At 64.4% G+C, this 21,969-nt stretch carries 22 protein-coding genes and 1 riboswitch; of the genes, 16 read left to right on the plus strand and 6 right to left on the minus strand.

Features of this window, described 5'->3' with window-relative positions; all coding sequences use genetic code 11:
• Together VGG89_09620 and VGG89_09625 are read left to right on the plus strand one after the other, a co-directional pair.
• A complete protein-coding gene (locus VGG89_09620) occupies positions 1-1,359 on the plus strand; it encodes a SpoIIE family protein phosphatase (protein ID HEY1976792.1) in 1,359 nt (452 codons plus the stop codon).
• Positions 1,352-1,762, plus strand: coding sequence for a hypothetical protein (locus VGG89_09625; GenBank protein ID HEY1976793.1), 411 nt, complete (start codon positions 1,352-1,354; stop codon positions 1,760-1,762). Before VGG89_09620 ends, VGG89_09625 begins: the two co-directional genes overlap by 8 nt.
• On the opposite strand, the gene VGG89_09630 is transcribed toward VGG89_09625, so the two are convergent.
• Genes VGG89_09630 through VGG89_09640 form a run of 3 tightly spaced genes read right to left on the minus strand, consistent with a single transcriptional unit; the run spans position 1,759 to position 5,461 of the window.
• Positions 1,759-2,523, minus strand: a complete 765-nt coding sequence (locus VGG89_09630; protein HEY1976794.1) for an ABC transporter ATP-binding protein — start codon at positions 2,521-2,523, stop codon at positions 1,759-1,761. The two genes, VGG89_09625 and VGG89_09630, sit on opposite strands and share 4 nt — an antisense overlap.
• A complete protein-coding gene (locus tag VGG89_09635; GenBank protein ID HEY1976795.1) occupies positions 2,520-3,494 on the minus strand; it encodes an iron ABC transporter permease in 975 nt (324 codons plus the stop codon). The genes VGG89_09630 and VGG89_09635 overlap by 4 nt, the downstream gene beginning before the upstream one ends.
• 8 nt (positions 3,495-3,502) lie before the next feature.
• Entirely contained in the window at positions 3,503-5,461 is a 1,959-nt protein-coding gene (locus VGG89_09640; GenBank protein ID HEY1976796.1) for a TonB-dependent receptor, read from the minus strand.
• Positions 5,462-5,506: 45 nt separating this feature from the next.
• Positions 5,507-5,629, minus strand: a riboswitch (cobalamin riboswitch).
• A 69-nt stretch (positions 5,630-5,698) separates the two neighbouring features.
• Between VGG89_09640 and VGG89_09645 the strand changes: the two genes are divergently transcribed.
• Genes VGG89_09645 through VGG89_09660 form a run of 4 tightly spaced genes read left to right on the plus strand, consistent with a single transcriptional unit; the run spans position 5,699 to position 9,862 of the window.
• The gene (locus VGG89_09645; GenBank protein ID HEY1976797.1) at positions 5,699-7,312 is read left to right on the plus strand and encodes a peptide ABC transporter substrate-binding protein; all 1,614 of its coding nucleotides are present in this window, start codon (positions 5,699-5,701) and stop codon (positions 7,310-7,312) included.
• The gene (locus tag VGG89_09650) at positions 7,309-8,121 is read left to right on the plus strand and encodes a helical backbone metal receptor (GenBank protein HEY1976798.1); all 813 of its coding nucleotides are present in this window, start codon (positions 7,309-7,311) and stop codon (positions 8,119-8,121) included. Before VGG89_09645 ends, VGG89_09650 begins: the two co-directional genes overlap by 4 nt.
• A 14-nt stretch (positions 8,122-8,135) precedes the next feature.
• Positions 8,136-9,173, plus strand: a complete 1,038-nt coding sequence (gene hflX / locus VGG89_09655) for a GTPase HflX (protein HEY1976799.1) — start codon at positions 8,136-8,138, stop codon at positions 9,171-9,173.
• Positions 9,173-9,862, plus strand: coding sequence for a serine protease (locus VGG89_09660; protein HEY1976800.1), 690 nt, complete (start codon positions 9,173-9,175; stop codon positions 9,860-9,862). Before hflX ends, VGG89_09660 begins: the two co-directional genes overlap by 1 nt.
• Positions 9,863-9,866: 4 nt before the next feature.
• On the opposite strand, the gene VGG89_09665 is transcribed toward VGG89_09660, so the two are convergent.
• Together VGG89_09665 and VGG89_09670 are read right to left on the minus strand one after the other, a co-directional pair.
• A complete protein-coding gene (locus VGG89_09665; protein ID HEY1976801.1) occupies positions 9,867-10,511 on the minus strand; it encodes a hypothetical protein in 645 nt (214 codons plus the stop codon).
• Positions 10,508-11,581 (minus strand): ion channel, encoded by a 1,074-nt coding sequence (locus VGG89_09670; protein HEY1976802.1) that lies wholly within the window; start codon positions 11,579-11,581, stop codon positions 10,508-10,510. Before VGG89_09670 ends, VGG89_09665 begins: the two co-directional genes overlap by 4 nt.
• Before the next feature lie 20 nt (positions 11,582-11,601).
• On the opposite strand from VGG89_09670, the gene VGG89_09675 reads away from it, so the two are divergent.
• Both VGG89_09675 and VGG89_09680 read left to right on the plus strand, forming a co-directional pair.
• The gene (locus tag VGG89_09675) at positions 11,602-12,198 is read left to right on the plus strand and encodes a bifunctional adenosylcobinamide kinase/adenosylcobinamide-phosphate guanylyltransferase (protein ID HEY1976803.1); all 597 of its coding nucleotides are present in this window, start codon (positions 11,602-11,604) and stop codon (positions 12,196-12,198) included.
• On the plus strand, positions 12,195-13,778 hold the full coding sequence (locus tag VGG89_09680) for a Na+/H+ antiporter (protein HEY1976804.1): 1,584 nt from the start codon (positions 12,195-12,197) through the stop codon (positions 13,776-13,778). Before VGG89_09675 ends, VGG89_09680 begins: the two co-directional genes overlap by 4 nt.
• Here VGG89_09680 and VGG89_09685 read toward each other — a convergent pair.
• Positions 13,775-14,179, minus strand: coding sequence for a carboxypeptidase-like regulatory domain-containing protein (locus VGG89_09685; GenBank protein ID HEY1976805.1), 405 nt, complete (start codon positions 14,177-14,179; stop codon positions 13,775-13,777). The two genes, VGG89_09680 and VGG89_09685, sit on opposite strands and share 4 nt — an antisense overlap.
• Before the next feature lie 122 nt (positions 14,180-14,301).
• Between VGG89_09685 and VGG89_09690 the strand changes: the two genes are divergently transcribed.
• The 8 genes from VGG89_09690 to nuoH are packed head-to-tail and all read left to right on the plus strand — an operon-like array spanning position 14,302 to position 21,965.
• Entirely contained in the window at positions 14,302-14,655 is a 354-nt protein-coding gene (locus VGG89_09690) for an NADH-quinone oxidoreductase subunit A (protein HEY1976806.1), read from the plus strand.
• Positions 14,646-15,125, plus strand: coding sequence for an NADH-quinone oxidoreductase subunit B family protein (locus VGG89_09695; GenBank protein HEY1976807.1), 480 nt, complete (start codon positions 14,646-14,648; stop codon positions 15,123-15,125). The genes VGG89_09690 and VGG89_09695 overlap by 10 nt, the downstream gene beginning before the upstream one ends.
• A gap of 14 nt (positions 15,126-15,139) precedes the next feature.
• Positions 15,140-15,745 (plus strand): NADH-quinone oxidoreductase subunit C, encoded by a 606-nt coding sequence (locus tag VGG89_09700; GenBank protein HEY1976808.1) that lies wholly within the window; start codon positions 15,140-15,142, stop codon positions 15,743-15,745.
• Positions 15,746-15,747: 2 nt separating this feature from the next.
• Positions 15,748-16,962: an NADH dehydrogenase (quinone) subunit D gene (gene nuoD / locus VGG89_09705; GenBank protein ID HEY1976809.1), complete on the plus strand. Its 1,215-nt coding sequence runs from the start codon at positions 15,748-15,750 to the stop codon at positions 16,960-16,962.
• Positions 16,959-17,756 carry an NAD(P)H-dependent oxidoreductase subunit E gene (locus VGG89_09710; GenBank protein HEY1976810.1) on the plus strand — a complete coding sequence of 266 codons (798 nt, stop codon included), beginning with the start codon at positions 16,959-16,961 and terminating at the stop codon, positions 17,754-17,756. The genes nuoD and VGG89_09710 overlap by 4 nt, the downstream gene beginning before the upstream one ends.
• Positions 17,743-19,005, plus strand: a complete 1,263-nt coding sequence (nuoF, locus tag VGG89_09715; GenBank protein ID HEY1976811.1) for an NADH-quinone oxidoreductase subunit NuoF — start codon at positions 17,743-17,745, stop codon at positions 19,003-19,005. Before VGG89_09710 ends, nuoF begins: the two co-directional genes overlap by 14 nt.
• Positions 19,006-20,979 carry a molybdopterin-dependent oxidoreductase gene (locus VGG89_09720; protein HEY1976812.1) on the plus strand — a complete coding sequence of 658 codons (1,974 nt, stop codon included), beginning with the start codon at positions 19,006-19,008 and terminating at the stop codon, positions 20,977-20,979.
• Positions 20,979-21,965 (plus strand): NADH-quinone oxidoreductase subunit NuoH, encoded by a 987-nt coding sequence (gene nuoH / locus VGG89_09725; GenBank protein ID HEY1976813.1) that lies wholly within the window; start codon positions 20,979-20,981, stop codon positions 21,963-21,965. Before VGG89_09720 ends, nuoH begins: the two co-directional genes overlap by 1 nt.
• The last annotated feature ends 4 nt before the right edge of the window (positions 21,966-21,969 follow it).

Consider the following 21,969-nt stretch of genomic DNA (forward strand, 5'->3'; position numbering starts at 1 on the left):
GTGCCGCTAGCTCGCGTCACGGGTACGCTGCTGCTGACGGCGTTTCTGCTGCTCGCGCTGGCCTTCGCGGTCTTGGGCGCTTTTCAAACGCGCGAGTCTATGGTGCGAACCTTCGCGCGCCAGTCACAAATGCAGGCCGGCCAAACCGAGCTGGAAGAGATGCTGCGGCTGCAAGTCGACGAGGAGAATTCGCTGCGCGGCTACTCGCTCACGCACGATCCGTTCTACGTCGATCAATACACAGCCGCAGCCGGTGAGTTCGATAGCCGCGAAAGCCACCTACGGCAGACGTTTTCGTCGCAGGGTTTGATCACCGCGCAGCGTCTGGTCGATCAATACGCTCGGCTTCAGAAGCGGTGGCGCGACGCCGTCGCCAAACCCGTGCTCGCAAATCCCACCCGGCAACTCGCGGAGATCGACAAGCGCAATAAGTTTTTCAGCGATCAGGAAGCCGGCGTAGTACGCACGATTCGCGCCGAGCTGGCCGCCCAGAACGACGTTCTGGGACGCAGCACGCAAACCGAGCTGGACCGCAGCTCGTACGTTCGCGCCTTCTGGCTGCTGCTTTTTGGCCTGCTCGCCATTCTTTTTAACGCGTTTCGCTCGCGGCTCTATCGCGAACTGGAAGAAGAGCGCACGACGACCGAGATTCTCCAGCGCGCGTTTCGCAGCGAGACGCTTCCGATTCCGCATTGCGAGGTCGGCGGGGCGTACGTTTCGGCCAGCAGCCATTTGGCGGTCGGCGGCGACGTGTACGACGTCTATCGCTTATCGAGCAATCTCGCGCTTCTCCTGATTGCCGACGTCAGCGGTAAGGGCATCGACGCCGCGGTGCTGACCGCGTTCATCAAGTTTACGATTCGCGCGATCGCCCTTCGCCGCCGCGATCCGGCCGCGATCCTGAGCGAGTTCAACACGTCGTTTTCGCAGGCGGTCGAGAACCCGTATCTGTTCGTCTCGATGTGGCTCGGGATACTCGATACCGAAACGTTCGTGCTGCGTTACGCCAGCGCCGGGCACGATTCGGCGTTTATTCGTCGTTCCGGTAACGTGCAGCAGCTTGCGGTCACCGGTCCGATCCTCGGCGTCATGGAGGAGCCGTTCGAGTCGCGCCAGACCAACTTGGAACACGGCGATCTGCTCGTGCTGGCGACCGACGGCTTGACCGAAGCGCGCACGCGCTCGGGCCAGCAGCTGCTCGACGCCGGCGCGATGGAGCTCATCGCAAAAGGAAGCGAGCACGCGCAAGAGCTGGCCGACGGGCTGATCGCAAGCGTCCGAGCGCTTAGTCGCAACCGGCTGCGCGACGATCTCGCGATCTTGGTCGTGCGTGCGCTGCGGGGAGAGCCCGATGCGTAAGCTCGCCCCGGCGCTGCTGACGTCGCTGCTCGCGTTTGCGTTCACCGGCGCGACGCACCAAACGCCCGTTCCGAACCCGCCTCCACCATGTACGCTGCACCAGGGGGACCGGGTCGTTCTCTACGGATCGGGCGACGATCCCGACGTGCTCGCGTGGGATTCGCGCTTCCGCTTGCGCGCGTATCACGCGGCATCGTTCGACGAAGCCGAGCAGTTGCTACCGCACGCAGTCCTCGTCGCCGCGGGTACTCGCGCGCAGGTCGTAGCGTGCGTTGCGGGATTCGTTCCGTCTCACGCGTCGGAGACGCCCGAGGACGCCATCGGCATCATGATCTTGAACGGACCGCAAAAGGGAATCGGCAAGTGGGTGACCGATTCGGATACGCGCCTGCAGCGCCGTTAGCGCGCGAAGACGCGAAGGCTTCCGCCGGCGAGTCGCACCCGCTCCATCGTCACGCGATACGTCGCTTCGAGAACGTCGCTGCCCAGGACGCGATCCGGCGTGTCGAGCGCGGCGAGGCGTCCGTCGCCCAGCAGGGCGATGCGATCGGCGTACGCCGCCGCGTCGTTGACGTCGTGAATCGCGCAGACGATGGTCTTTCCCCCGCGCGCGAGCTCGCCGAGCAACGCGAGGATCTGATGCGAAACGCGCAGGTCGAGATGGCTCGTCGGTTCGTCGAGCAGCAGTACCGGCGTCGCTTGCGCTAAGCCCATTGCGATCCACACGCGTTGTCGCTCGCCGCTGCTCAACGTCGAGAAGAGCCGTTGCGCAAACGCGTCCATCGCAACCGCCGCGAGCGCTTCCCCTACGGCCGCGTCGTCGTCGGGCCGCTCGCGCCACTCCCACCAGCGGTGATGCGCGAAACGCCCGATGGCGATGACGTCGCGCACGCGCAGCGCGTCGAGCATTACGTCGTCGCTGGTGACGAATCCAACTCGCAGCGCGCGCTGTGCCGGCGTCAGCGTCCCGATCTCGCGGCCGTCGATAGCAATGCTTCCGGCCGACGCGAGGTGGAGTCCGGCGATCGCGCGCAGCAGCGTGGTTTTGCCGACGCCGTTGGGGCCGACCACCGCGAGCAGCTCGCCGGACGCGACATGAGCGTCGATGCCGTCGAGCAGTCTTCGTCCGCCGATGTCCAACGCGACGCCGTCGAGTGCGATCATTGCGCGCGTCCGCCGCGCAGATAGAGATAGAGAAATGCGGGCACGCCGATGAATGCCAGCAGCACGCCGATGGGAAGCTCCGCCGGTGCGACGATCGAGCGGCAGACGGCATCGGCTATCATACACAGCGCCGCGCCGGCCAACGCGCACGCCGGTATCAAGACGCGCGCGTCGGAACCGACGAGGCGGCGCGCGACGTGCGGCACGAGCAGTCCAAGGAAACCCACCATGCCCGCGAGCACGACGCTGCTTGCCGCCAGCAGCGACGATCCAGCGAGGATCCCCCATTGCGCGCGATCGACGTCGACGCCGACGGTGCGCGCGCGCACGTCGCCGATGCGCAGCGCGTTGAGCGCCGGAATCGACCATATTGCGATCGCCGCACCGGCGGCAACGTACGGTCCCGTCGTCGCTAAATCGTGCCAGCCGCGTCCGGCCATCGTTCCCGCTAGCCACGCGACGATCGAAGCGGCGTAGTCGGTGGCTTGCGCGCGGACGATCGCCAAGGTAACGATCGCCGCGAAGAACATCGAGAGTGAAACGCCGCCTAGAATCAACCGGTTCGGATCGATGCCGCCGCCGCGACGTGCGAGCGCGGCGACCAGCAGCGCCGCGCCCAAGCCGGCGATGAAGCCAATCGCCGGTGTAAACGCGGGCGAAACGCCGGCAAGGATGGCGATTGCGACGGCCGCCGCCGCGCCCGCGCTGACGCCGGTAAGGTAAGGATCGACGAGGGGATTGCGCAGCATGCCTTGCAGCATCGCGCCGCACAGCGCCAGTGCCGCACCCACCACCGCCGCGATGCAGACGCGCGGCAGCCGGAGCTGCCAGACGATCGTCGTCAAGGCGTCGTTCTCGTGCGGGTGCAGCAGCGCGCTGCCGATGTCATGCGGTGAGAGCGCCGTCCCGCCCACGAGCAAACTCGCCGCCGCCGCAACCACGGCGAGTACCGCAAGCAGTACGACGCGCATTGGCAGCGCTACTTCGAACGCAGCTCGACCGCGAAGCTTGGGCCGGGCATCGGAAAACCGTTCCAGACCGCGTACCGGTCGTCGAGCAGATTATAACCGCGCAAGGTCAATACCATCGACGGTGCGACGCGAAAGCCGGCGTACGCGTCGACGGTCGCATACGCTTGCGATTGCGCGTAGTACGGTTCGTACGATGCGGCAGCCTGAAAGCGGCCGTTCGCGGTGATCGTCACGCCCGCTCCGTCGAAGCGGCTCGAGGGTGACGTAACGTAGCGAAATCCCAAAACGGACGCAAACACGGGAGCGCGATTGGGAAGACGCGATTGCGTGTCGAGGTCTTGCGCGCGATACACGTTGGTCACGTCGAGTGTCGTAGCAAAGTGCCGGTCCGGCCGCGTGTGGAGACCGACGGTGAAGCCTTGAATCGACGCGCGCCCCACGTTGACGGGTTTGTAGTCGAACAGCGCCGGATTCTCGTCGACGATGAGGTTCGAGCCCGACGTCGTGAACCAACCCAACGAGACGTCGCCGAACGCGGCGCGATCGACGAGCGTGGCGTCGCCGACGCGCGTTCGTTCGGGCACGAGGCTGGAGTTCGAATACACTCCCTGCGGAGGATAGAAGAGCTCCTCGGCGGTCGGCGCGCGAAATGCCGTCGCCGCGTTGAGCTTGAGTTGTAAGCCGTTAGCGAGCGGCAGTATCGCGCCGATGGACGGCGAGAGCGCGCCGCCTTGCGCGGTCGACACCGAGTTGAGATCGCGCTCGCCGCGCAGCCCCGCCGAGTAAACGGCGCCGTTCCGGCCGAACCATTGCGCTTGCACGAACGCCGCCGATTGCGCGTAGCTGCTGGGCGTGACGCCCGCTTCGTACGCGAGAATGCCGCAGCTGCCATAGCCGTAGTAGCTTACCGAAGGAGGGCACGCGCTGCCCGTACCTCCGTCGACGCGGCTATTCCCGCCGGACACGTCGATTCCGTAGACGAGGCGCCGGCGCTCGTCGCCCACGGCGTTGGTCACTTCCACCATTGCGCGCTCGTCGTTCAAGAGCTCGGCGTATGGCGGCGGCGTTTGCTTGGGCGTGGGTAGATCGACCCAGTTCGGGCAGCCGAAGTCGTTGGGCGAGTCGCACGTGATGCTGAAATCTTGTGACGACCCGCCCATGGCGAGCGTAAAGTCCGCATGCGGCGAGTGGTGCGTTAGGCGCAAACGGACGTCGCGTACGATCGTGTCTTGACGCTCCGTGGTCGAAGTGAAGCCCACGGGGCCGGGATCGCCCAGACGCGCGTTGCTGAAATCGGCCAAGAACTGCAAATCCATTCCGCCGATCGGGTGTGAGTACGTCAATGCGCCGCTCGTCAGACCGGCGTCGGCGTTGACGCGCGAACCGCCGCCGGGCAAACCGTAGTTGTTGGCGGCGTACGTCCGCTGGAACGAAAAATACGGCGTCTGCAGCTGATACGTTTGCTGCCCGAACGATCCGGTCGAAACCGTCGCCGTCGTCGGTGCGGCGCCGGTCGTGATGACGTTGATCACGCCGCCGATCGACCCCGATCCGTACAAGGTCGAACCGCCGCCCTCGACGACCTCGATCCGATCGATGCCGGTCGCTGGCATTTGCTCCAGATTGACGTTTTCGATCTGCGAACCCGCAACGGGAAGTCCGTCGAGCAGCACGAGCGTCTGCAGCGCGTTGCTGCCGCGCATGCTGATCTCGGCGAACTGCCCGAACGGTCCGTAGCGCGCGACGTATAGGCCCGGCACTTGCGACAACGCATCGGCGACGGTGCGATAGCCGTTGCGAGCGATGTCGGCGGCGGTCACCACGTACGTCGTGCGCGTCGCACGCGACGCGGCTTCTTGTCCGCGATCGCTCGTGACGACGTGGACGATTTCAGGTGGAGACGACGGTGACGGTGATGGCTTTGGTGAGACGACGGCAACTGCCGTCGCAAAGACGAAAGCAAGCATCGCAATCCTTTCCCTGACGCGAGGCGGATTATGAACGGCTTGCAGCGGTATCCTGACTCGCGGGTACGAACGCCGTCGTTGCCCTCGCCTTCCAATCTCTCGATCGTGGCTTCGGGCGGCTCCCCGCTTACAGTGGCGCGACCGTGCCGGCATCGAACCGGCTTCCCGCGCGCAAACCTAGGCCGGTAGCCTTGGCAGCGGGAGACGGAGCTTCCTGTGCGCGAAGGGCTCGCGTCCATGAATCGGGCGTCCGCTGCTGCCCTCGCCTCGCTGCTGCTCGTCGCTGCGGCTTGTTCCCAACGGCCGCACGAGGGTACGCCGCAAACGCACTGGCTGCGCGTCGCCGACGGCAACGGTGACGTCCCGACGCTCAATCCGCATCTGTTCAACGGAACGACCGTGCACACGATCGGCATCTTGACGATGGCGTATTTGTTTCGGTACGACGCGCAAGGGCGTCCGCAGCCCGAGCTCGCGACCGAGCTGCCGACGGAACGCAACGGCGGTATCAGCGCCGATGGGCGCACGATCGTCTTTCATCTGCGTCACGGCGTGCGCTGGTCGGACGGTGCACCGTTTACCGCCGACGACGTCGTGTTCTCGACGCGCGTCGTCCTCAACCCCGCCAACGACGAGCTGACGCGCGAAGGCTGGGATCTGATCGACCGGATCTCCGAGCCCGATCCCTACACGGTGGCCTACCATCTCAAGCGCCCGTACGCGCTCTTCGAGCCGACGTTCTTCGGCACGGGCGTGGCATCGCCGTGCGTTCTGCCTCAGCATCTGCTCGCGCGCGAGCCGAACATCAATCACGTCGCGTACAACGAAAAACCCGTCGGCATCGGACCCTTTCGCGTGGTCGCGTTCAAACACGATGAAGCCGTCGAGCTCGAGGCCAATCCGTTCTATTTTCGCGGACCCCCGAAACTGCAGCGCCTGACGTTTCGAATCTATCCCAATCGCGACAAGTTGCTCGAAGCCATGCAAACCGAGGAGGTCGATCTGTGGCCCGCGATGCCGCCGCAATACATCGCGAGCGTGCAGGCGATTCGCCCGCTTCGAACGATCGTGGGACCGTCGAGCTTTTGGAGCGCGCTGTTTTTCAACGTCGAGAAACCTCCCGCGAACGACCGGCGCGTGCGTCAGGCGGTCCGTTACGCCATCGACCGGTCGCACATCGTGGAGCAGGCCGTCGACGGCAACGGCGTGCTGCAAGAAGCGCCGGTCGCACCGTCCGTACCGGTTGCTCCGGCGGCCCTGCCGATGACGCCGTTCGATCCGGCGCGCGCGCGACAACTGCTCGACGACGCCGGCTGGCGCACGTCCCCCGACGGCGTGCGCCGAAAGGACGGCCGGTCATTGGTGCTGGCGCTCGCGGTGGGCCCGGGAAGTCAATCCGACTCCCTCGGCACGATCTTGCGCGGCGAGCTGCGAAGCGTCGGAATCGCGCTGCAGATACGCCGCTATCCCCCGTCGCTGTTATTCGCATCGTACGGTCTGCACGGCGTCATCATGCGCGGCGACTGGAACGCGACCAGCTTCGCCGAGCAAAGCGACACGAATGGATCCCTCGCGAACATCTTTTCGTGCTCGCGAATTCCGCCGCACGGTCAGAACATCGATCGCTACTGCAATCCCGATCTCGACGTGAAGCTGTGGCGTTACACCATGACATACGAGGAATCCGAGCGTCGCCGCGAACTGGAGGACATCGTCAGGGAGATCGTCGCCGACGCACCGGTCGTGACGCTGTGGGCGTGGAAGAACGGGTACGCTTTTACTCCGCGCTTGGAAGGATATCAACCGGGCCCCATGGCACCGTTGGGCGATCCGATGAAGCTGGACATTTGAAAAACACCCTTCCGGCGCTGCTGTTGCTTGCGCTGACCGCGGTGGCTCCTGCGCCGCATCCGCGCATCGTCGCGTTGATGCCGTCGCTGGTGGAAGATTTCTTTTCCGTCGGTGCTGGAGCGCAAGTCGTCGGGGTTTCGGTCTACAGCGACGTTCCCAATGCGAAGGGTTTGCCGGTCGTGGCCGATTTTTCGAGCGTCGATGCCGAAAGGATCGTCGCGCTCCATCCCAACGTCGTCGTCGGCATTCCGGCGCAGGCGCGACTCGTCGATCCGCTCAAACGCGCGGGGATGCACGTCGTGCTTCTACCGGACGACAGCTACGACAGTATCTTCACGAACATCAAGGCGGCGGGCGATCTCAGCGGTCACGCGCGCGAAGCTGCGACGCTGGCATCGCGTCTGATGCGCGTAACAAACGAACTGCGCGCGCATACCGCGGCGTTTAAGCGCAAACCGTCGGTGTTCGTCGTGCTGGGCACCGGTCCGATCTGGACCGCGGGCAAGAAGTCGTACATCGCGACGCTTATTGCGATGGCGGGTGGGCGCAACGCGGGCGACGATCTCGACGCTGCGTACGGTCAATACAGCTCCGAGGCGCTGCTGCGCGATCAGCCCGACGCGATCGTCACCGATCCGTCGGTGCACCTCGGCGCGGTGCTGCAAAACGAGCCGTGGCGCAGCTTGAACGCCGTGCGCGCAAGGCGTATTTTTGTGGTCGATCCCGCCGCGATGCTCGAACGGCCGGGACCAAACTATAACGAGGGACTCCGCTGGCTCGTCGAACGCTTGACGCCGCTCGGGACGTAAACTCGTCGCGCGCGATCGTCGTCGCCGTCGACACCGGCGACGCGCGCCGTCCGCTCGAACCGGAGCTGCTCGAGTTCGAGGCGCTCGCCGAAGCGGCCGGTGCGCGTATTGCCGATCGCATCGTGCAGCGGCGCGACGCCGTTGACCCGGCGACCCTGGTAGGCAGCGGCAAAGCGCGCGAGATCGCCGAGCGCTCTCGCGAGCTCGACGCGGGTCTGCTGCTCGTGCTCAACGACTTGCGCCCGCGTCAGCGCAAGAATCTCGAGCGCATCGTGCCGTTGCCGATCGTCGATCGAACGATGCTCATTCTCGACGTGTTCGCGCGTCACGCGCGCAGCCGTGAAGGCCAGCTGCAAGTCGAGCTGGCGCAGCTGCGATACCGGCAATCGAATCTCATCGGCGTCGGCGCGGATCTGTCGCGGCTGGGCGGCGGCATCGGCACGCGCGGTCCCGGTGAAACCAAACTCGAGGTCGATCGCCGCCGGATCGGCGCGCGTATCTCCGTGCTGCGGCGTCAGCTCGAGGACGTACGCCGGCAACGCGCCGTGCGCCGCGCGGCGCCGCATCGCGAGCCGCTCGTCGCGCTCGTAGGATATACGAACGTCGGAAAGTCGTCGCTGCTCAACGCGCTCGCGCACAGCGATGCGTTCGTTGCCGACCAGCCGTTCGCGACGCTCGATCCGACGATTCGCCGCGTCTACCTTGCGCCCAACCGCTACGTCCGTCTAGCCGATACGGTCGGCTTTATCACCGATCTGCCGAAGGATCTCGTCAATGCGTTTCGCGCGACGCTCGAGGAGCTGCGCGAAGCCGACTTGCTGCTCGAGGTTCTCGACGCGGCGAATCCAGACTGGCCGCGCCAGCGCGTTGCGGTCGAAGGTCTGCTGCACGAGCTCGAGCTCGATCAAACGCCGCGCTTGGTCGTGTTCAACAAGTGCGATCTGTCGGTCGAATCTAGCCTCCCCGAAGAGCCGGGCGCGCTCTGTCTGAGTGCTCGTACCGGCGCGGGCCTTCCGGAGCTTCGCGCGGCCATCGCGAATCGCGTGCGGTGATGCGGCCGGTATACGTGCTTGCGGTTTTTGCCGTTCTCGTTGCGTGTACGCGCAACGCCGACGACGCGTTCGTCGCTTCGGCGCGCCGCGTGCGTCCGGCCGTCGTGCTGCTGAAGATGAAGGTCCCGCCGGAACATCGCAAAGACGCCTACGACGAGGCGTACGCCACCGGATTCGTCATCGCATCGGGAGCGTGGGGCAGCGACGTGCTGACCGTGCAGCACGCGATCGACGATGCGTGGGACCTTTCGATCACCATCGGCGACAAGCAGCGAGTGCCGGCGCGCGTCGTGGCCGCAGATAGCCGTCTCGACGTCGCCCTCATTCGCACGCCGCGCAAAAACTTACCGGTGGTCGCGCTCGGTTCGTCGGCGCATCTCAGCGACGAGCTCGGCCGGCAAGTCGGCTTAGTCGGATATCCGATCCCCGACGAGTTCGACGACGAAGGGCTCGGGTTAACGTCGTCGACGTTCGACGGACGTTTGTCGTCGGTGCGTCCCGACGCGCTCGAAGTAACGTTGGCGATCGTTCCCGGGGAAAGCGGGGGCCCGGTCTTTATCGCCGACACCGGCGAAGTCGTCGGCATTGCCGAGTCGCGCTTCGACGAAGAGCGCAGCATCGGTTTCGCTTTGCCGATCGACGAAGCGAAAAAGTTTCTGCACCGCGTCGACGCCGCGCACGGTTTTTAGGGCTTTATCGCGCCGGTTTGAACCAGAGGCCGGCGACTTTGCCGCCGGTGTCGAGCGTGAGTTCTTCGTACATGCCCGCACCGGCGAATGCAACGCGGTAGTAGTAGGTCGTTCCCGTCGTATCTTTGCTGCGGCTTTGGAGCGTGAACGACGTCGGGCTTCCTAGCGGCGCGAGCTGCTCTTTCATCCGGGCCGTGGCGTCGGACGTAAACGACGCGGCGGCCTGCGACGTAAGCCGACCGCGGTCGAGGCTCCCGGCCTGGGCTTGGCGCAGCAGCGATTTCGCGAGCGCGAGTGCGGACGCGTCTCCGGGCGCCTCCGCAACGGGCGCGGGCGTGAACCAGAGACCGGCAACTTTGCCCGACGCGTCGAGTACGATCTGTTCGTCGACGGTTGCGTCGGCAAACGAAACTCGGTACGTGTATTTCGTGTACGAGCCTTTCGCGGTTTTGCTTTCGAGAACGAACGTCGACGGCTTTCCTAGTCGTCCCACGGTGCTCACGAAATGCGCGGCCTGTTCTTGCGTGAGTTGGCTGCTCATCGACGACGTCAATTCGGTGCGGTCGAACCGGCCGCTCTGTGCTTGCGTCAGCATGGATTGAGCGAGCGCCAAAATCGTCGAGAGTACGACCGTTGCAAATGTCATCAATGCGGTGCTTTCTTAATCGTTCCGCGATCGCCGACCCACTGCAGCGGCGGAATTTCGAAGAATGCCGCCATGGCGTTGAGATGTCCTGCATACGTCGAGCGCAGCTCGGCGAAGCGTTTCCACGCCTCGTCGCGATCGCGCAACGCGTACCCGGCGGATTCGAGCCGGTCGCACGCGCGGTCGAACTCCGGACGCTCGATACCCGCGCCGTGCGAATCGCCGTCGAGTTGAAAGTAGCGCGCCAAATCGCCGGTTGCGTGACGTCCGAGGTTGAAGAAGAGACGCGATTGCCCGTGCGACCCGTCGACCGTCGTCATGAGCAGGGTAGCCGCATCGAGCATCGTTCCCAACGTTCCGACCCACGATTCGTAATCGTGGCTCGAGCGAAAGAAAGCCAGCACCGGATAGGCGAGATGGCTTTCCATCAGTTGCGCGACCCAATGTTGACCGTCGATCATCAATCGCCCGAAGTCGTCACGCGTCTCGGAGTATCCGGCGATGCACAGTAAGTTGACGCCGCTGGGCGGCGTTCCGGCACGCGCGCCGAGCGTTACGACGAACTGTTCGCGCGATTGGAACGAAGCGAACAGCAAGAACAAGTACGCGGTGACGATCGAGAACGTCGAGAAGCCCGACACCGCGGCGAGGACCGAGAAGAAACGCGCCCCCGCGCTTCTGCCGACCACGTCGCCGAATCCGATCGTCAGCGTCGACGTTCCGGAAAAATAAAGCGCTTCGCCGAACGAATGAATCGGCGGCGCGATCCCCGCGCGCAATCCCCAGAAGATCAAACCGTATCCGAAGACGACGCCGGCTGCCCAGACGAACAGCAAGAAGACGAGCATGAAGGGCGCAAAAACGGCGAGGAGATTCTCGCGCCGGTCGTCGTCGGCGGCGTAGAGCTTCCAAGCCGCTCCCGGCCACAGGCGCCAGGAGACGCGCCAAACGAAGAAGCTGATCCGCCAACGGCGGCCGACCGCGCGCGGGACGACGACGGACTGAAAGACGTCGTTGAGCACGAGCAGGATAACGGCCAATCCGGCCAAGACGCTGAGGATGTCGCCGACCACGGTCCGAAGGTTCGCCGATCATGGGAGTGATCTTCGTGACCGGGCCGGCGCGGTCGGGAAAGAGCGCCTTCGGGGTGCGGCTGGCGGGCGAGTGCGGGCTCGAGGTAATCTACGTCGCAACCGCCGCGCACGAACCCGAAGACGCCGAGTGGAACGCGCGGCTTTCGCGGCACCTGCGGCACCGGCCGTCACAGTGGGCGACCGTGGAGACGGCGCCGATGAACCACGACGCGCAGCTCGCGCTTTTTTCGGCAGCGCAGGCCTCGCAATGTCTGCTCGTCGACGCGCTCGGTACGTACATGTGGGCGCGGATTCGCGCACGCATCGAGCTGCTCGAAGTCAACTACGCCGTGCTCGAAGCCCGGATCGATCGCGAGGCCGCCGAGCTGGTCGACGCGATGCTTGCTTCTCCGGCGCGCGTTATCGCGGTGTGCGAGCAGATCGGATGGGACGTCGCGCCGTCGAACGCCGCCGCCCGGCTCTTTCGCGACGGTCTGGGCCGCATGTCGCAGCGATTAGCGCGATCGGCCGAAAGCGCGTATCTCGTCGTTGCCGGCTACGCAATCGATTTGCGCGCCGCGGGCATTTGGATCGGCGGAGAAGACGACCCCGCGTGACGCAGGCCCTCGTCCTCATTACGTTCCTCGTCGCCGTCGTGATCTTGACCTTGATCGCGCGGCGCCTGCGTATTCCGTATCCGATCGCGTTCGTCGTCGGCGGCATCGCTCTAGCGTTCAGCCGCAATCTGCCGCGGCCGCACATCGAGCCCGACCTGATCCTCTTGCTGATCCTGCCGCCGCTGCTTTACAGTGCCGCGTGGAGCACCGATGCGTGGGACCTGCGACGGAACATCCGTCCGATTGCGTTGTTGGCGATAGGATTAGTGCTCTTTACGACTGTCGCGGTCGCTGCGTTCGCGCACTTTTTCGTCGGCTTCGGGTGGCCACTCGCGTTCACGCTCGGAGCAATCGTTTCGCCCCCGGACGCGGTCGCCGCGGAGGCGATCTTTTCCGAACTCGCGATCCCGCGGCGGATCGCTGCGATCATTACCGGCGAATGCCTGTTCAACGACGCAACCGCGCTGGTTCTCTATCGCTTTGCGCTGGCCGCCGCGGTAACCGGAGCGTTTTCGCTGACGCAAGCGACGCTGACGTTCGTTCTCGTTGCGGCCGGCGGCGTGGCGATCGGGATCGTGACGGCGTTCGGGGTCGAAGGCATCATGCGTTATCTCGCGCGCCGCGGAGCCAACGATCCGACCGTTGCCAGCGTCCTCTTTCTGCTCGCTCCGTTCATCTCGTACGTTCCGGCTGAGGCCCTCCACGTTTCCGGCGTGTTGGCGGCGGTATGCGCGGGATTGATCAGCGGCCGCCGCTCGAGTGAGTTCATCGATTCGGAGACGCGGCTGCTGGGTTCGGGGGTCTGGCAGCTCCTCACGTTTATCCTCAACGCTTTCGCGTTTCTGCTCATCGGATTGGAGCTGCCGGAGATTCTCGCCAAGCTCGTGCCGCACGTCCGCGACTACATTCTTTACGGCTTGGCGCTGGCGGCGCTCGTGATCGTCGTACGGCTGATATGGGTCTTCCCGGCAACCTATCTTCCGCGCCTGATTCCGCGCCTACGCAAACTCGATCCAAGTCCGCCGGCGAACGCGGTCTTCGTCATCGGTTGGTCCGGGATGCGCGGCATCGTGTCGTTGGCCGCGGCGCTCGCGCTGCCGTACTCGCTGGGCCATACCGGCTTCCCCGAGCGCGCCGTGACGATTTTCTTCACCTTCTGCGTCGTTTTCGTGACGTTGGCTTTCCAGGGGCTAACGCTCGGGCCGATCATCGAGCGGCTCGGCATCACCGAGACGAGCAAAGGCGCGCAGCGCGAAGCGCATTTGCGCGTCCGCGCGCTCGAAGCGGGCTTGGAGCGTCTGCGCGACTACGAACGGCGACACCACGGTGCCCTCGAGACCGAAGTCGTAGGGCGAGTGATGGAGGAGTATCAGCAGCGCATCGACCTGCTGCGTGGACGCGGCGCGCCGGCCGACACCGACGAGAGCCGAGCGAGCGTGCTCGATCGCGAACTAGAAAAGGAAGCGCTCGCGGCCGAGCGCCGCACGATCACGACGATGCGCACCGCCGGTGAGATCCCCGACGACATCTTCCGGTCGATCGAGTACGACCTCGACCTGGCCGCACTTCGGCTGGCTTAGGGCGACGCGGTCGCGGCCGGGCTCGGGTTGGGTGACGGGCTGCCCGAGGAGGCAGGCGATGTGCTCGCGGCCGCGCTTGGCGTCGCGGTCGGAGCCGGCGACGGGGTCGCCGGTGGGGGAAGCGTCGGCTGGCCGGCCGGATGCACCGACGGAACGAGCCGCACGTAACCGATGGAAACCGCTTGCTCCTTCAGCACGGTCGTGTCGGCGGTCGAGTAGTCGTAGCCCGGCGCTCGAGCCGTGACCGTCTGGTCGCCGACGGGCACTTTGGTCAACGTAAACGCGCCGTTGGGGTCGGCCGTCGTCGTGTACAGCGACCCGACCGAAACCAATGCGCTCGGAATCGGCCGGTTGGTCATCGCATCGAGGACGCGTCCGGTGACTTGCCCGTAATCTTGCACGCCAACGACATTTGGCGTAGGCGAGCACCCGTCACCCAAGGCGAATAAGAATATCATTCCGAGTACCACGTACCGCATACCGCCAGGTATAGCGGAGCGGAGGCCAAAACCCTGTCTCCTGCATGAGCCCGTATATTCCGGTCGCGATTTACCTCTGCGTCGCGCTAGCGGCGGCACTGTTGTTTTCGGTACTGCCCGGGCTCGTCGCGCGCCGTAAACCGAATCCGCAAAAACTCGAAGCGTACGAGTGCGGCGTCGAGCCGACGTCGGCCGTGGCGGGTCGCTTCCCGGTGCGTTTTTATCTCATCGCGATGCTGTTCGTGATCTTCGACGTCGAAGCGGCGTCGTTTTATCCGTGGGCCGTGCAGATGCACGCGCTGCGCGTCTTCGGTTTGCTCGAAATGATCGTCTTCATCATCGTGCTCGCCATCGGTTACGCCTACGTCTGGAAAAAGGGTGGTTTCGTTTGGAGGTAGGACCCGGACAATTTCTTCTCGCGCGTCTCGACGACGTCGCGCGTTGGGCGCAAAGCTCGTCGGTGTGGCCTCTGACTATGGGTCTTGCGTGCTGTGCGATCGAGATGATGACCGTTACTTCGTCGGAGTACGACATCGCGCGGCTGGGCTCCGAAGTCTTTCGCAGCTCGCCGCGGCAAGCCGACCTCATGATCGTCTCGGGGCGAGTCGCGTGGAAGATGGCGCCGGTCGTGAAGCGCCTCTTCGATCAGATGGCCGATCCGAAATGGGTTATCTCGATGGGCGCGTGCGCGAGTTCGGGCGGTATTTTCGATAACTATGCCGTGGTTCAAGGCATCGATACCATCGTGCCGGTCGACGTCTACGTTCCCGGTTGTCCGCCCACGCCCGACGGTCTGCTCTATGCCGTGAACTTGATTCAGCAGCAGATCCGCGAAGGCGGTCGCGGCGGAATCCTCGCCAGGTCTTAAGGTCGAATCCAGTCATGCCAAGCACGCAAACGCCACCGCTCGCCGGCGCCGCAATCGATCCTCCAAGCCTACGGCCGCCGATCGATGACGCCGTCATCGAGCGTATCGAGCCGTCGGCACTGCGCGATCGCCTGACCGCGCTCAAGGCCGAAGGCTATACGATGCTGCTCGATCTCGGCGCCGTCGATTATCCCGAGCGTACGCCGCGCTTCGACGTCGTCTATCACTTGCTCAAGATGCCGGCGCGTGCCGCGAGCGTGTCGGACGTCGGTACGCCGGCGCGCGTGCGCTTGCTGTGCGGGGTAGACGGCGCGAACCCGCGGCTCCCCAGCGTCATGGATCTGTGGAAGTCGGCCGATTGGGCCGAACGCGAAGTCTTCGATCTGTTCGGCATCGTTTTCGAAGGACACCCCGACTTGCGCCGCATTCAGTTGCCGTACGACTGGGAAGGTCATCCGCTGCGCAAAGATTATCCGACGCGCGGTCCCGCCAAGGAGCGTTCGCCGCGTCCGGCGTTTGCCAATAAGTTGAACGTACAGGCGGGGACGCCGCCGTCGGGCCGCACGCTGGAGGCGCTGCAAGAACAAATCAAACGCGCGCGCGAGGCCGATTCAAAGTGAGTATGTCGACGCAGCCGCTGACGCCCGAAATCGTCAGCCAAGAAGGCAACGCGATGGTGCTTTCGATGGGGCCGCAACACCCGTCGACGCACGGCGTGCTTCAGATCATGCTCGAGATCGAGGGTGAGAGCGTCGTCAAAGCGGAGCCCGAGATCGGCTATCTGCACACGGGCATCGAGAAGACCGCCGAAAGCCTTTTCTGGTCGCAAGCGCAGACGGTGATCGAGCGCATGGACTATCTCGCTCCGTCGTCCAACGCGCTCTGCTATGCGCTTGCCGTCGAGAAGCTGCTCGGCGTCACCGATCGCATACCCGAACGCGCGCAAGTCGTTCGCGTGCTGCTGATGGAACTCACGCGTATCGCGTCGCACTGCGTGTGGCTGGGCACGCACGGAATCGATCTCGGCGCCATCTCGGTCTTTTTCTACTGCTTCGATCTGCGCGAGAACGTGCTGGACATGCAAGAGTCCGCCGGCGGCGCGCGGATGCATCCGAACTACGTGCGCGTCGGCGGCCTCAACGGCGACCTTCCCGACGGCTACGCGGACCGGCTCGACGCGTTCATCGAGAAGTTTCCGGGCCGCATGCGCGAGCTGCGCGGCTTGCTTCAGGCCAACCCGATCTTCCAAGACCGCACCATCGACGTCGGCATGCTTGCGATCGAAGAAGCGCTGGCGTGGAACGTTACGGGGCCGAGCCTGCGCGGGAGCGGCATCGCATACGACGTACGCAAGGCGTTTCCGTACTGCGGTTACGAGACCTACGAGTTCGACGTCCCGACCCGCACCGAAGGCGACGCGTACGCGCGCTTCCTGGTGCGGCTCGACGAGATGGAACAATCGCACCGCATCATCTGTCAGGCGCGCAAACGGTTGGAAAAACCGGGCGCGGTACTGCTCGACGATCCCAAGATCGTCGCTCCGCCCAAAGAGACGATCGCGCTCTCGATGGAAGCGCTGATCCATCATTTCAAGATCATCAGCGAGGGCTTCCGCGTCCCGCCGGGCGACGTCTATCAGCCGGTGGAGAGCCCGCGCGGGGAGCTGGGATACTACATCGTGAGCAACGGCGAGAACCGTCCGTATCGCGTACGCACGCGGCCGCCGAGCATGTACAATCTGCAGGCGCTCAAGGGCATCGCTCCGGGAAATCTGATCGCCGACCTCGTCGTCATGATCGGCAGTTTGGATCCGGTCTTCGGGGAGGTCGACCGATGATCGACGCTGTGGCGAACGAACGCGAAGCCGCATTTCCGGCGTTGCTGCAGCGGTTGCGGCCGGAGTGCGAGCGGATCGTCGCGCAGTACGAGCAGAAGCGTTCGGCGTTGCTTCCGTTGATGCACTTGTTTCAGCAGCACGAAGGGTTCGTTAGTCCGCAGGCGATGCGCGCGGGTGCCGCGATGCTCGATCTCACGCTTGCCGAAGTCGAGGGGACGATCTCGTTTTACACGCTGTTCTACCGCAAACCGGTCGGTAAGTACGTGCTGCAGGTTTGTCGCGGGTTAGCGTGTTCGATCAACGGCGCGCAAGAGATCATGGCGTACTTTCGCGAGAAGCTCGGCGTCGGCCATCTGCAGACGACCAACGACGGAACGTTTTCGTACGAAGAGGTCGAGTGCCTAGCGGCGTGCGACAAGCCGACGTGCATGCAGGTGAACCTAGAGTTCGTCTATAGCCTGACGCCGCAGAAGATCGACGACATGCTCGCCGCGATTCGCGCGGGCACCTACGACGTCGCCCCGATGCCGCAGACGCAAACGCCGGCGGCGACGTGGACCTTTACGCAGGACGCGGAGGTCGCGACCGGTCGCAAATCGGCGGGCGCCGTCGGCGTGCCCAATCCGAATAATGCCGGGGGGGTGGGCGACGCGGCCGGTATCATCATGCTCGATCGCATCGTCAACAACGACATCTCGTTTTACGAGCGTACCCGCGAACGGGCCGTGCGCGATTCACGCGCCGTCACCGAAGTCGTCGAATCGAACGGGAGCAACGGTCATGCCGGTCACTAAGGTATTGACCGCGGGAATCGGCGAAGCGAACCTGCGCGATTTCGGTGTCTATCGCGATCGCGGCGGCTATAAACAGTGGGAACGCGCCGTTCGAACCATGTCGCCGGCCGAGGTCATGGATCTCGCGGATAAATCGGGACTTCGCGGGCGTGGCGGCGCCGGATTTCCGACCGGTCGCAAGTGGCAGTTTCTTCCGAAGGATAAGCCGCTGCGTTATCTCGTCTGCAACTGCGACGAAGCCGAGCCCGGCACGTTCAAAGATCACATGCTGCTCGAAGAAGCGCCGCACTTGGTGCTCGAGGGCATTTTGCTCGGCGCGTACGGTATCGGATGCCACCACGCGTTTATCTACATTCGCGGCGAGTTCAAGCGCGGGTATCAGATTTTCTGCGCCGCGCTGGAAGAGGCGCGCAAGGCCGGGTACGTCGGAAGGAATCTCTTCGGCGGCGGATACGACCTGGAAGTGACGGTGCATCGCGGCGCCGGCGCGTACATCTGCGGCGAAGAGACGGGATTGCTCAACTCGCTCGAGGGCAAACGCGGCGAGCCGCGCCTCAAGCCGCCGTTCCCGGCGGTCGAAGGACTTTACGGCGCGCCGACCGTCGTCAACAACGTCGAGACGCTCGCGTATCTCGTGCCGATCTTGGAAAAGGGTGCGCAGTGGTTTGCCGCGGTCGGCACCGAGCGCAGCAAGGGCTACAAGATCGTTTCGATCTCGGGGCACGTGCAAAATCCCGGCAACTACGAAGTTCCGCTCGGAACGACGGTGCGCGAGCTCATCGACATCGCCGGCGGCTTACGTCCCGGCCGCAAGCTCATGGCGGTGCAGCCCGGCGGCGGTTCGTCGGCGTGCATCTTCGAAGAGCATCTCGATCTGCCGTACGACTACGAGAGTATGGCTAAAGCCGGCTCCATGCTCGGCTCGGGTGCGTTCGTGGTTTTCGACGACACGACCGATTTCGTGAAAGCGGCGCACAATCTCGTGCGCTTCTTCGCGCACGAGTCGTGCGGCCAGTGCACGCCTTGCCGCGAGGGCGGTCATTGGATGGAGCGCGTTCTCGAGCGATTGGTTCACAACAAAGGCGTGCCCGGCGACCTCGACATGCTCGATCGCGTCTCCGCAACGATTACGGGACTGAATCTGTGCGCGCTCGGCGATTCGATCGAACCGTTCCTGAAGTCGGTGCTGCGCCGCTTCCGCGACAAGTTTGAAGAACGCGTTCTGCGTGAGGAGACGATGAACGTTTAAATGCCAGATTTAGTCAATCTGACCGTAGATGGCGTTCCCGTCAGCGTTCCGAAAGGGACGCTGCTGGTCGAGGCCGCCAAAACGGTCAAGCAAGAGATCCCGGTCTACTGCTATCACACCAAGCTCGGACCGGCCGGACTCTGCCGCGTCTGCCTGGTGGAAATCGAAGGCATGCCCAAGCTGCAGATCGCGTGTAATACGGTGGTCAGCGAGGGCATGGTCGTGCGCACGCAGACGGAGAAGGCCGACGCCGGCCGCGCGATGGTGATCGAGCTGCTGCTGGTCAACCATCCATTGGATTGTCCGATCTGCGATAAGGGCGGCGAGTGCGATCTGCAAGATTTTGCAATGGCGTACGCGCGTTCGAGCTCCGACGTCGCCGATCCGAAGGTCCCCAAGCCCAAGGCCGTCGATCTGGGGCCGACGATCGTGCTCGACGAAGAGCGCTGCATCGTCTGTCAGCGCTGCGTGCGATTTGACGAAATCATCGCCGGTGAGAAACAGCTCGTCGTTAAGGATCGCGGCGCGCGCGACATCATCGCGACGGCGACGGGAGAACCCTACCACCACAACTTTACCGGGAACGTGACCGAGCTCTGTCCGGTCGGAGCGCTGACGTCGAAGACGTACCGCTTCAAGTCGCGTCCGTGGGATCTCAACCGCACCCAGACGACCTGCACGCAATGCGCGGTCGGATGCCAGCAGTTTGCCGACGTGCGTTACGGCACGCTCTTGCGCACGATGTCGGTCGAGACCGACGACGACATCTCCGATACGTGGCTGTGCGATCGCGGCCGCTACAACATCGGCTTCTACTCGTCGCCGGAGCGCATCACGCAGCCGCTCTTCAAAAAAGACGGAACGTTCGTGCAAGTCGACTGGACCGACGCGATCGAGTTATGGGCCAAAGCGATTCGCGACGCGCTGCGCGATGGCGGTCCGTCGAAGGTCGGGGCGATCGGCGGCGGCCGTCTGACCAACGAAGAAGCGTACATGCTGCAGCACGTCTTCCGCGGCGCCGGCGTTGCCAATCTCGACTGGCGTGGCGGATATCAGCGCCAAGCGACGCCGGGAGCGAAGTCCGGCCGGCTGGCGGATATCGAAAAAGCGCAGGCTGTCGTCTTCGCCGGCCAATCGCCCGAGGAACTCGCTCCGGTGATGTGGCTGCGCGTGCGCAAGGCGCTGCGCAAAGCAAAACTCGTTCGCGAACGCGACGCGGCGGCGGCGCGGCGCGCGTGCGGTGACGCGTCGAGCGTCGCGCTCATTTGGGACGGCGTCGATCTCGCCACCGGCAAGGCGTTTGCCGATGCGTTCGCCGGCGTCGCGGAACTGTCGACGTATATTGCCGGCGAACAAGGCAACGCGCGCGGCGCCGAAGCGATGGGCATGCTCCCGGGCAGCGGCCCGGGTTTTGCGAGCGTCGGTAATCCGGGACGCGACGGCTGGGGCATGCTCGAGGACGCGCGTAACGGTACGCTCGCCGTGCTGTCGTTATTCGGGGCGAATCCGATGCGCAACTCGTCGGTCGCCGACGGTTTGAACGCCGCCCTGGGCAGCGTTCCGTTCCTGGTCGTGAGCGATCTGTTCATGACCGAGACGGCGAGTCACGCAACGTTGATTCTTCCCGCCAAGGGCGCGCTCGAGAAGAGCGGCACGACGACCAACCTCGCCGGCGATCTGCTCCCCGTCAATCAGGCGCTGCAGGCGCCCGACGGCGTACGCTCGGATTTGGAAATGCTGTTCGATTTGTGCGACGCGCTCGGCGTAGATCTGCCGGCACCCGACGCGCTCGACGCCGCGGTCATCGCCGCGGCGGCGAAGATTCCCGGCTTCGGTTTCGGCGACGATCTCTTTCGCACGACGGCGTGCGAGGAGCGCGATGCCCAGGCGCGGTCGATCCTTTCGGGCGGCGGAACGTGGCAGCACGATCCGACCATGGCGCCGCTGCGCGCGGGGAACGGAGTGCTCGTCTGATGCCGGTCGTGCCGTTTTGGATCGTCGTCTTGATCAAATCGGCAGTGTTGCTGCTCGTCGTGGTCACGACGTTTGCGTACGCGATGCTCGCCGAGCGCAAAGTGCTGGGCTGGATGCAGTTGCGCCCCGGACCGAACCGCGTCGGGCCGTGGGGCCTGATGCAGCCGGCGGCCGATGCCGCAAAACTGATCTTGAAAGAAGATCTTACGCCGAAGACCGCCGATCCGTTGATCTATCGCCTCGCGCCGTTCATCTCGCTGCTCACCGCGTTCTCGGTCTACGCGGTCATTCCGTTCGGCGCTTCGTCGGCGGGAACGTGGGCGATCGGCAGCCCCAACGCCGGGATCCTGTTCGTCTTGGCGATTACGTCGATCGGCGTGTACGGCATCTCGCTCGGCGGTTGGGCTTCGGGCTCGAAATACCCGCTGCTCGGCAGCGTCCGCGGCACGGCGCAGATGATCAGTTACGAACTTTCGATGACGCTCTCGTTCGTCGGCGTGCTGATCTTAGCGGGGACCACGTCACTCGACGGCATCGTGAACGCGCAGGCCAGATGGTGGTTCGTCATCCCGCAGGCGCTTGGGTTCGTCATCTATATTATTACCGCCGTGGCTGAGACGAATCGCACGCCTTTCGACTTGGTTGAAGCCGAAACCGAGCTCGTCGCCGGATTCCACACGGAGTACTCGGGACTGCGTTTCGGATTGTTCTTCATCGCCGAGTACGTCAACATGCTGACCGTCTCGTGCATCGCCACCTTGCTGTTCTTCGGCGGGTGGAATGCTCCGTTCGGCATACAGGGCGTGCCTGGTGTCGTGTGGTTCGTGCTCAAGGTCGGCTGCTTCTTGTTCTTCTACATGTGGCTGCGCGCGACGCTGCCGCGCCTGCGATACGATCGCCTGATGGCGTTCGGCTGGAAGGTGCTGCTGCCGCTCGCGACGCTCAATCTCGTGGTCACCGCGATCATCGTCGCGGTCAGGGGCTAGACTC

The organism is Candidatus Baltobacteraceae bacterium, from assembly GCA_036488875.1.
Taxonomy (GTDB): domain Bacteria; phylum Vulcanimicrobiota; class Vulcanimicrobiia; order Vulcanimicrobiales; family Vulcanimicrobiaceae; genus JAFAHZ01.

Excerpts from the sequence above, each read along its gene's own strand:
- VGG89_09625 (HEY1976793.1), top strand. The coding sequence starts at position 1,352 with ATGCGTAAGCTCGCCCCGGCGCTGCTGACGTCGCTGCTCGCGTTTGCG.
- VGG89_09630 (HEY1976794.1), bottom strand. The coding sequence starts at position 2,523 with ATGATCGCACTCGACGGCGTCGCGTTGGACATCGGCGGACGAAGACTG.
- VGG89_09635 (HEY1976795.1), bottom strand. The coding sequence starts at position 3,494 with ATGCGCGTCGTACTGCTTGCGGTACTCGCCGTGGTTGCGGCGGCGGCG.
- VGG89_09640 (HEY1976796.1), bottom strand. The coding sequence starts at position 5,461 with ATGCTTGCTTTCGTCTTTGCGACGGCAGTTGCCGTCGTCTCACCAAAG.
- VGG89_09645 (HEY1976797.1), top strand. The coding sequence starts at position 5,699 with ATGAATCGGGCGTCCGCTGCTGCCCTCGCCTCGCTGCTGCTCGTCGCT.
- VGG89_09660 (HEY1976800.1), top strand. The coding sequence starts at position 9,173 with ATGCGGCCGGTATACGTGCTTGCGGTTTTTGCCGTTCTCGTTGCGTGT.
- VGG89_09675 (HEY1976803.1), top strand. The coding sequence starts at position 11,602 with ATGGGAGTGATCTTCGTGACCGGGCCGGCGCGGTCGGGAAAGAGCGCC.
- VGG89_09690 (HEY1976806.1), top strand. The coding sequence starts at position 14,302 with ATGAGCCCGTATATTCCGGTCGCGATTTACCTCTGCGTCGCGCTAGCG.
- VGG89_09700 (HEY1976808.1), top strand. The coding sequence starts at position 15,140 with ATGCCAAGCACGCAAACGCCACCGCTCGCCGGCGCCGCAATCGATCCT.
- nuoD (HEY1976809.1), top strand. The coding sequence starts at position 15,748 with ATGTCGACGCAGCCGCTGACGCCCGAAATCGTCAGCCAAGAAGGCAAC.
- VGG89_09710 (HEY1976810.1), top strand. The coding sequence starts at position 16,959 with ATGATCGACGCTGTGGCGAACGAACGCGAAGCCGCATTTCCGGCGTTG.
- nuoF (HEY1976811.1), top strand. The coding sequence starts at position 17,743 with ATGCCGGTCACTAAGGTATTGACCGCGGGAATCGGCGAAGCGAACCTG.
- VGG89_09720 (HEY1976812.1), top strand. The coding sequence starts at position 19,006 with ATGCCAGATTTAGTCAATCTGACCGTAGATGGCGTTCCCGTCAGCGTT.
- nuoH (HEY1976813.1), top strand. The coding sequence starts at position 20,979 with ATGCCGGTCGTGCCGTTTTGGATCGTCGTCTTGATCAAATCGGCAGTG.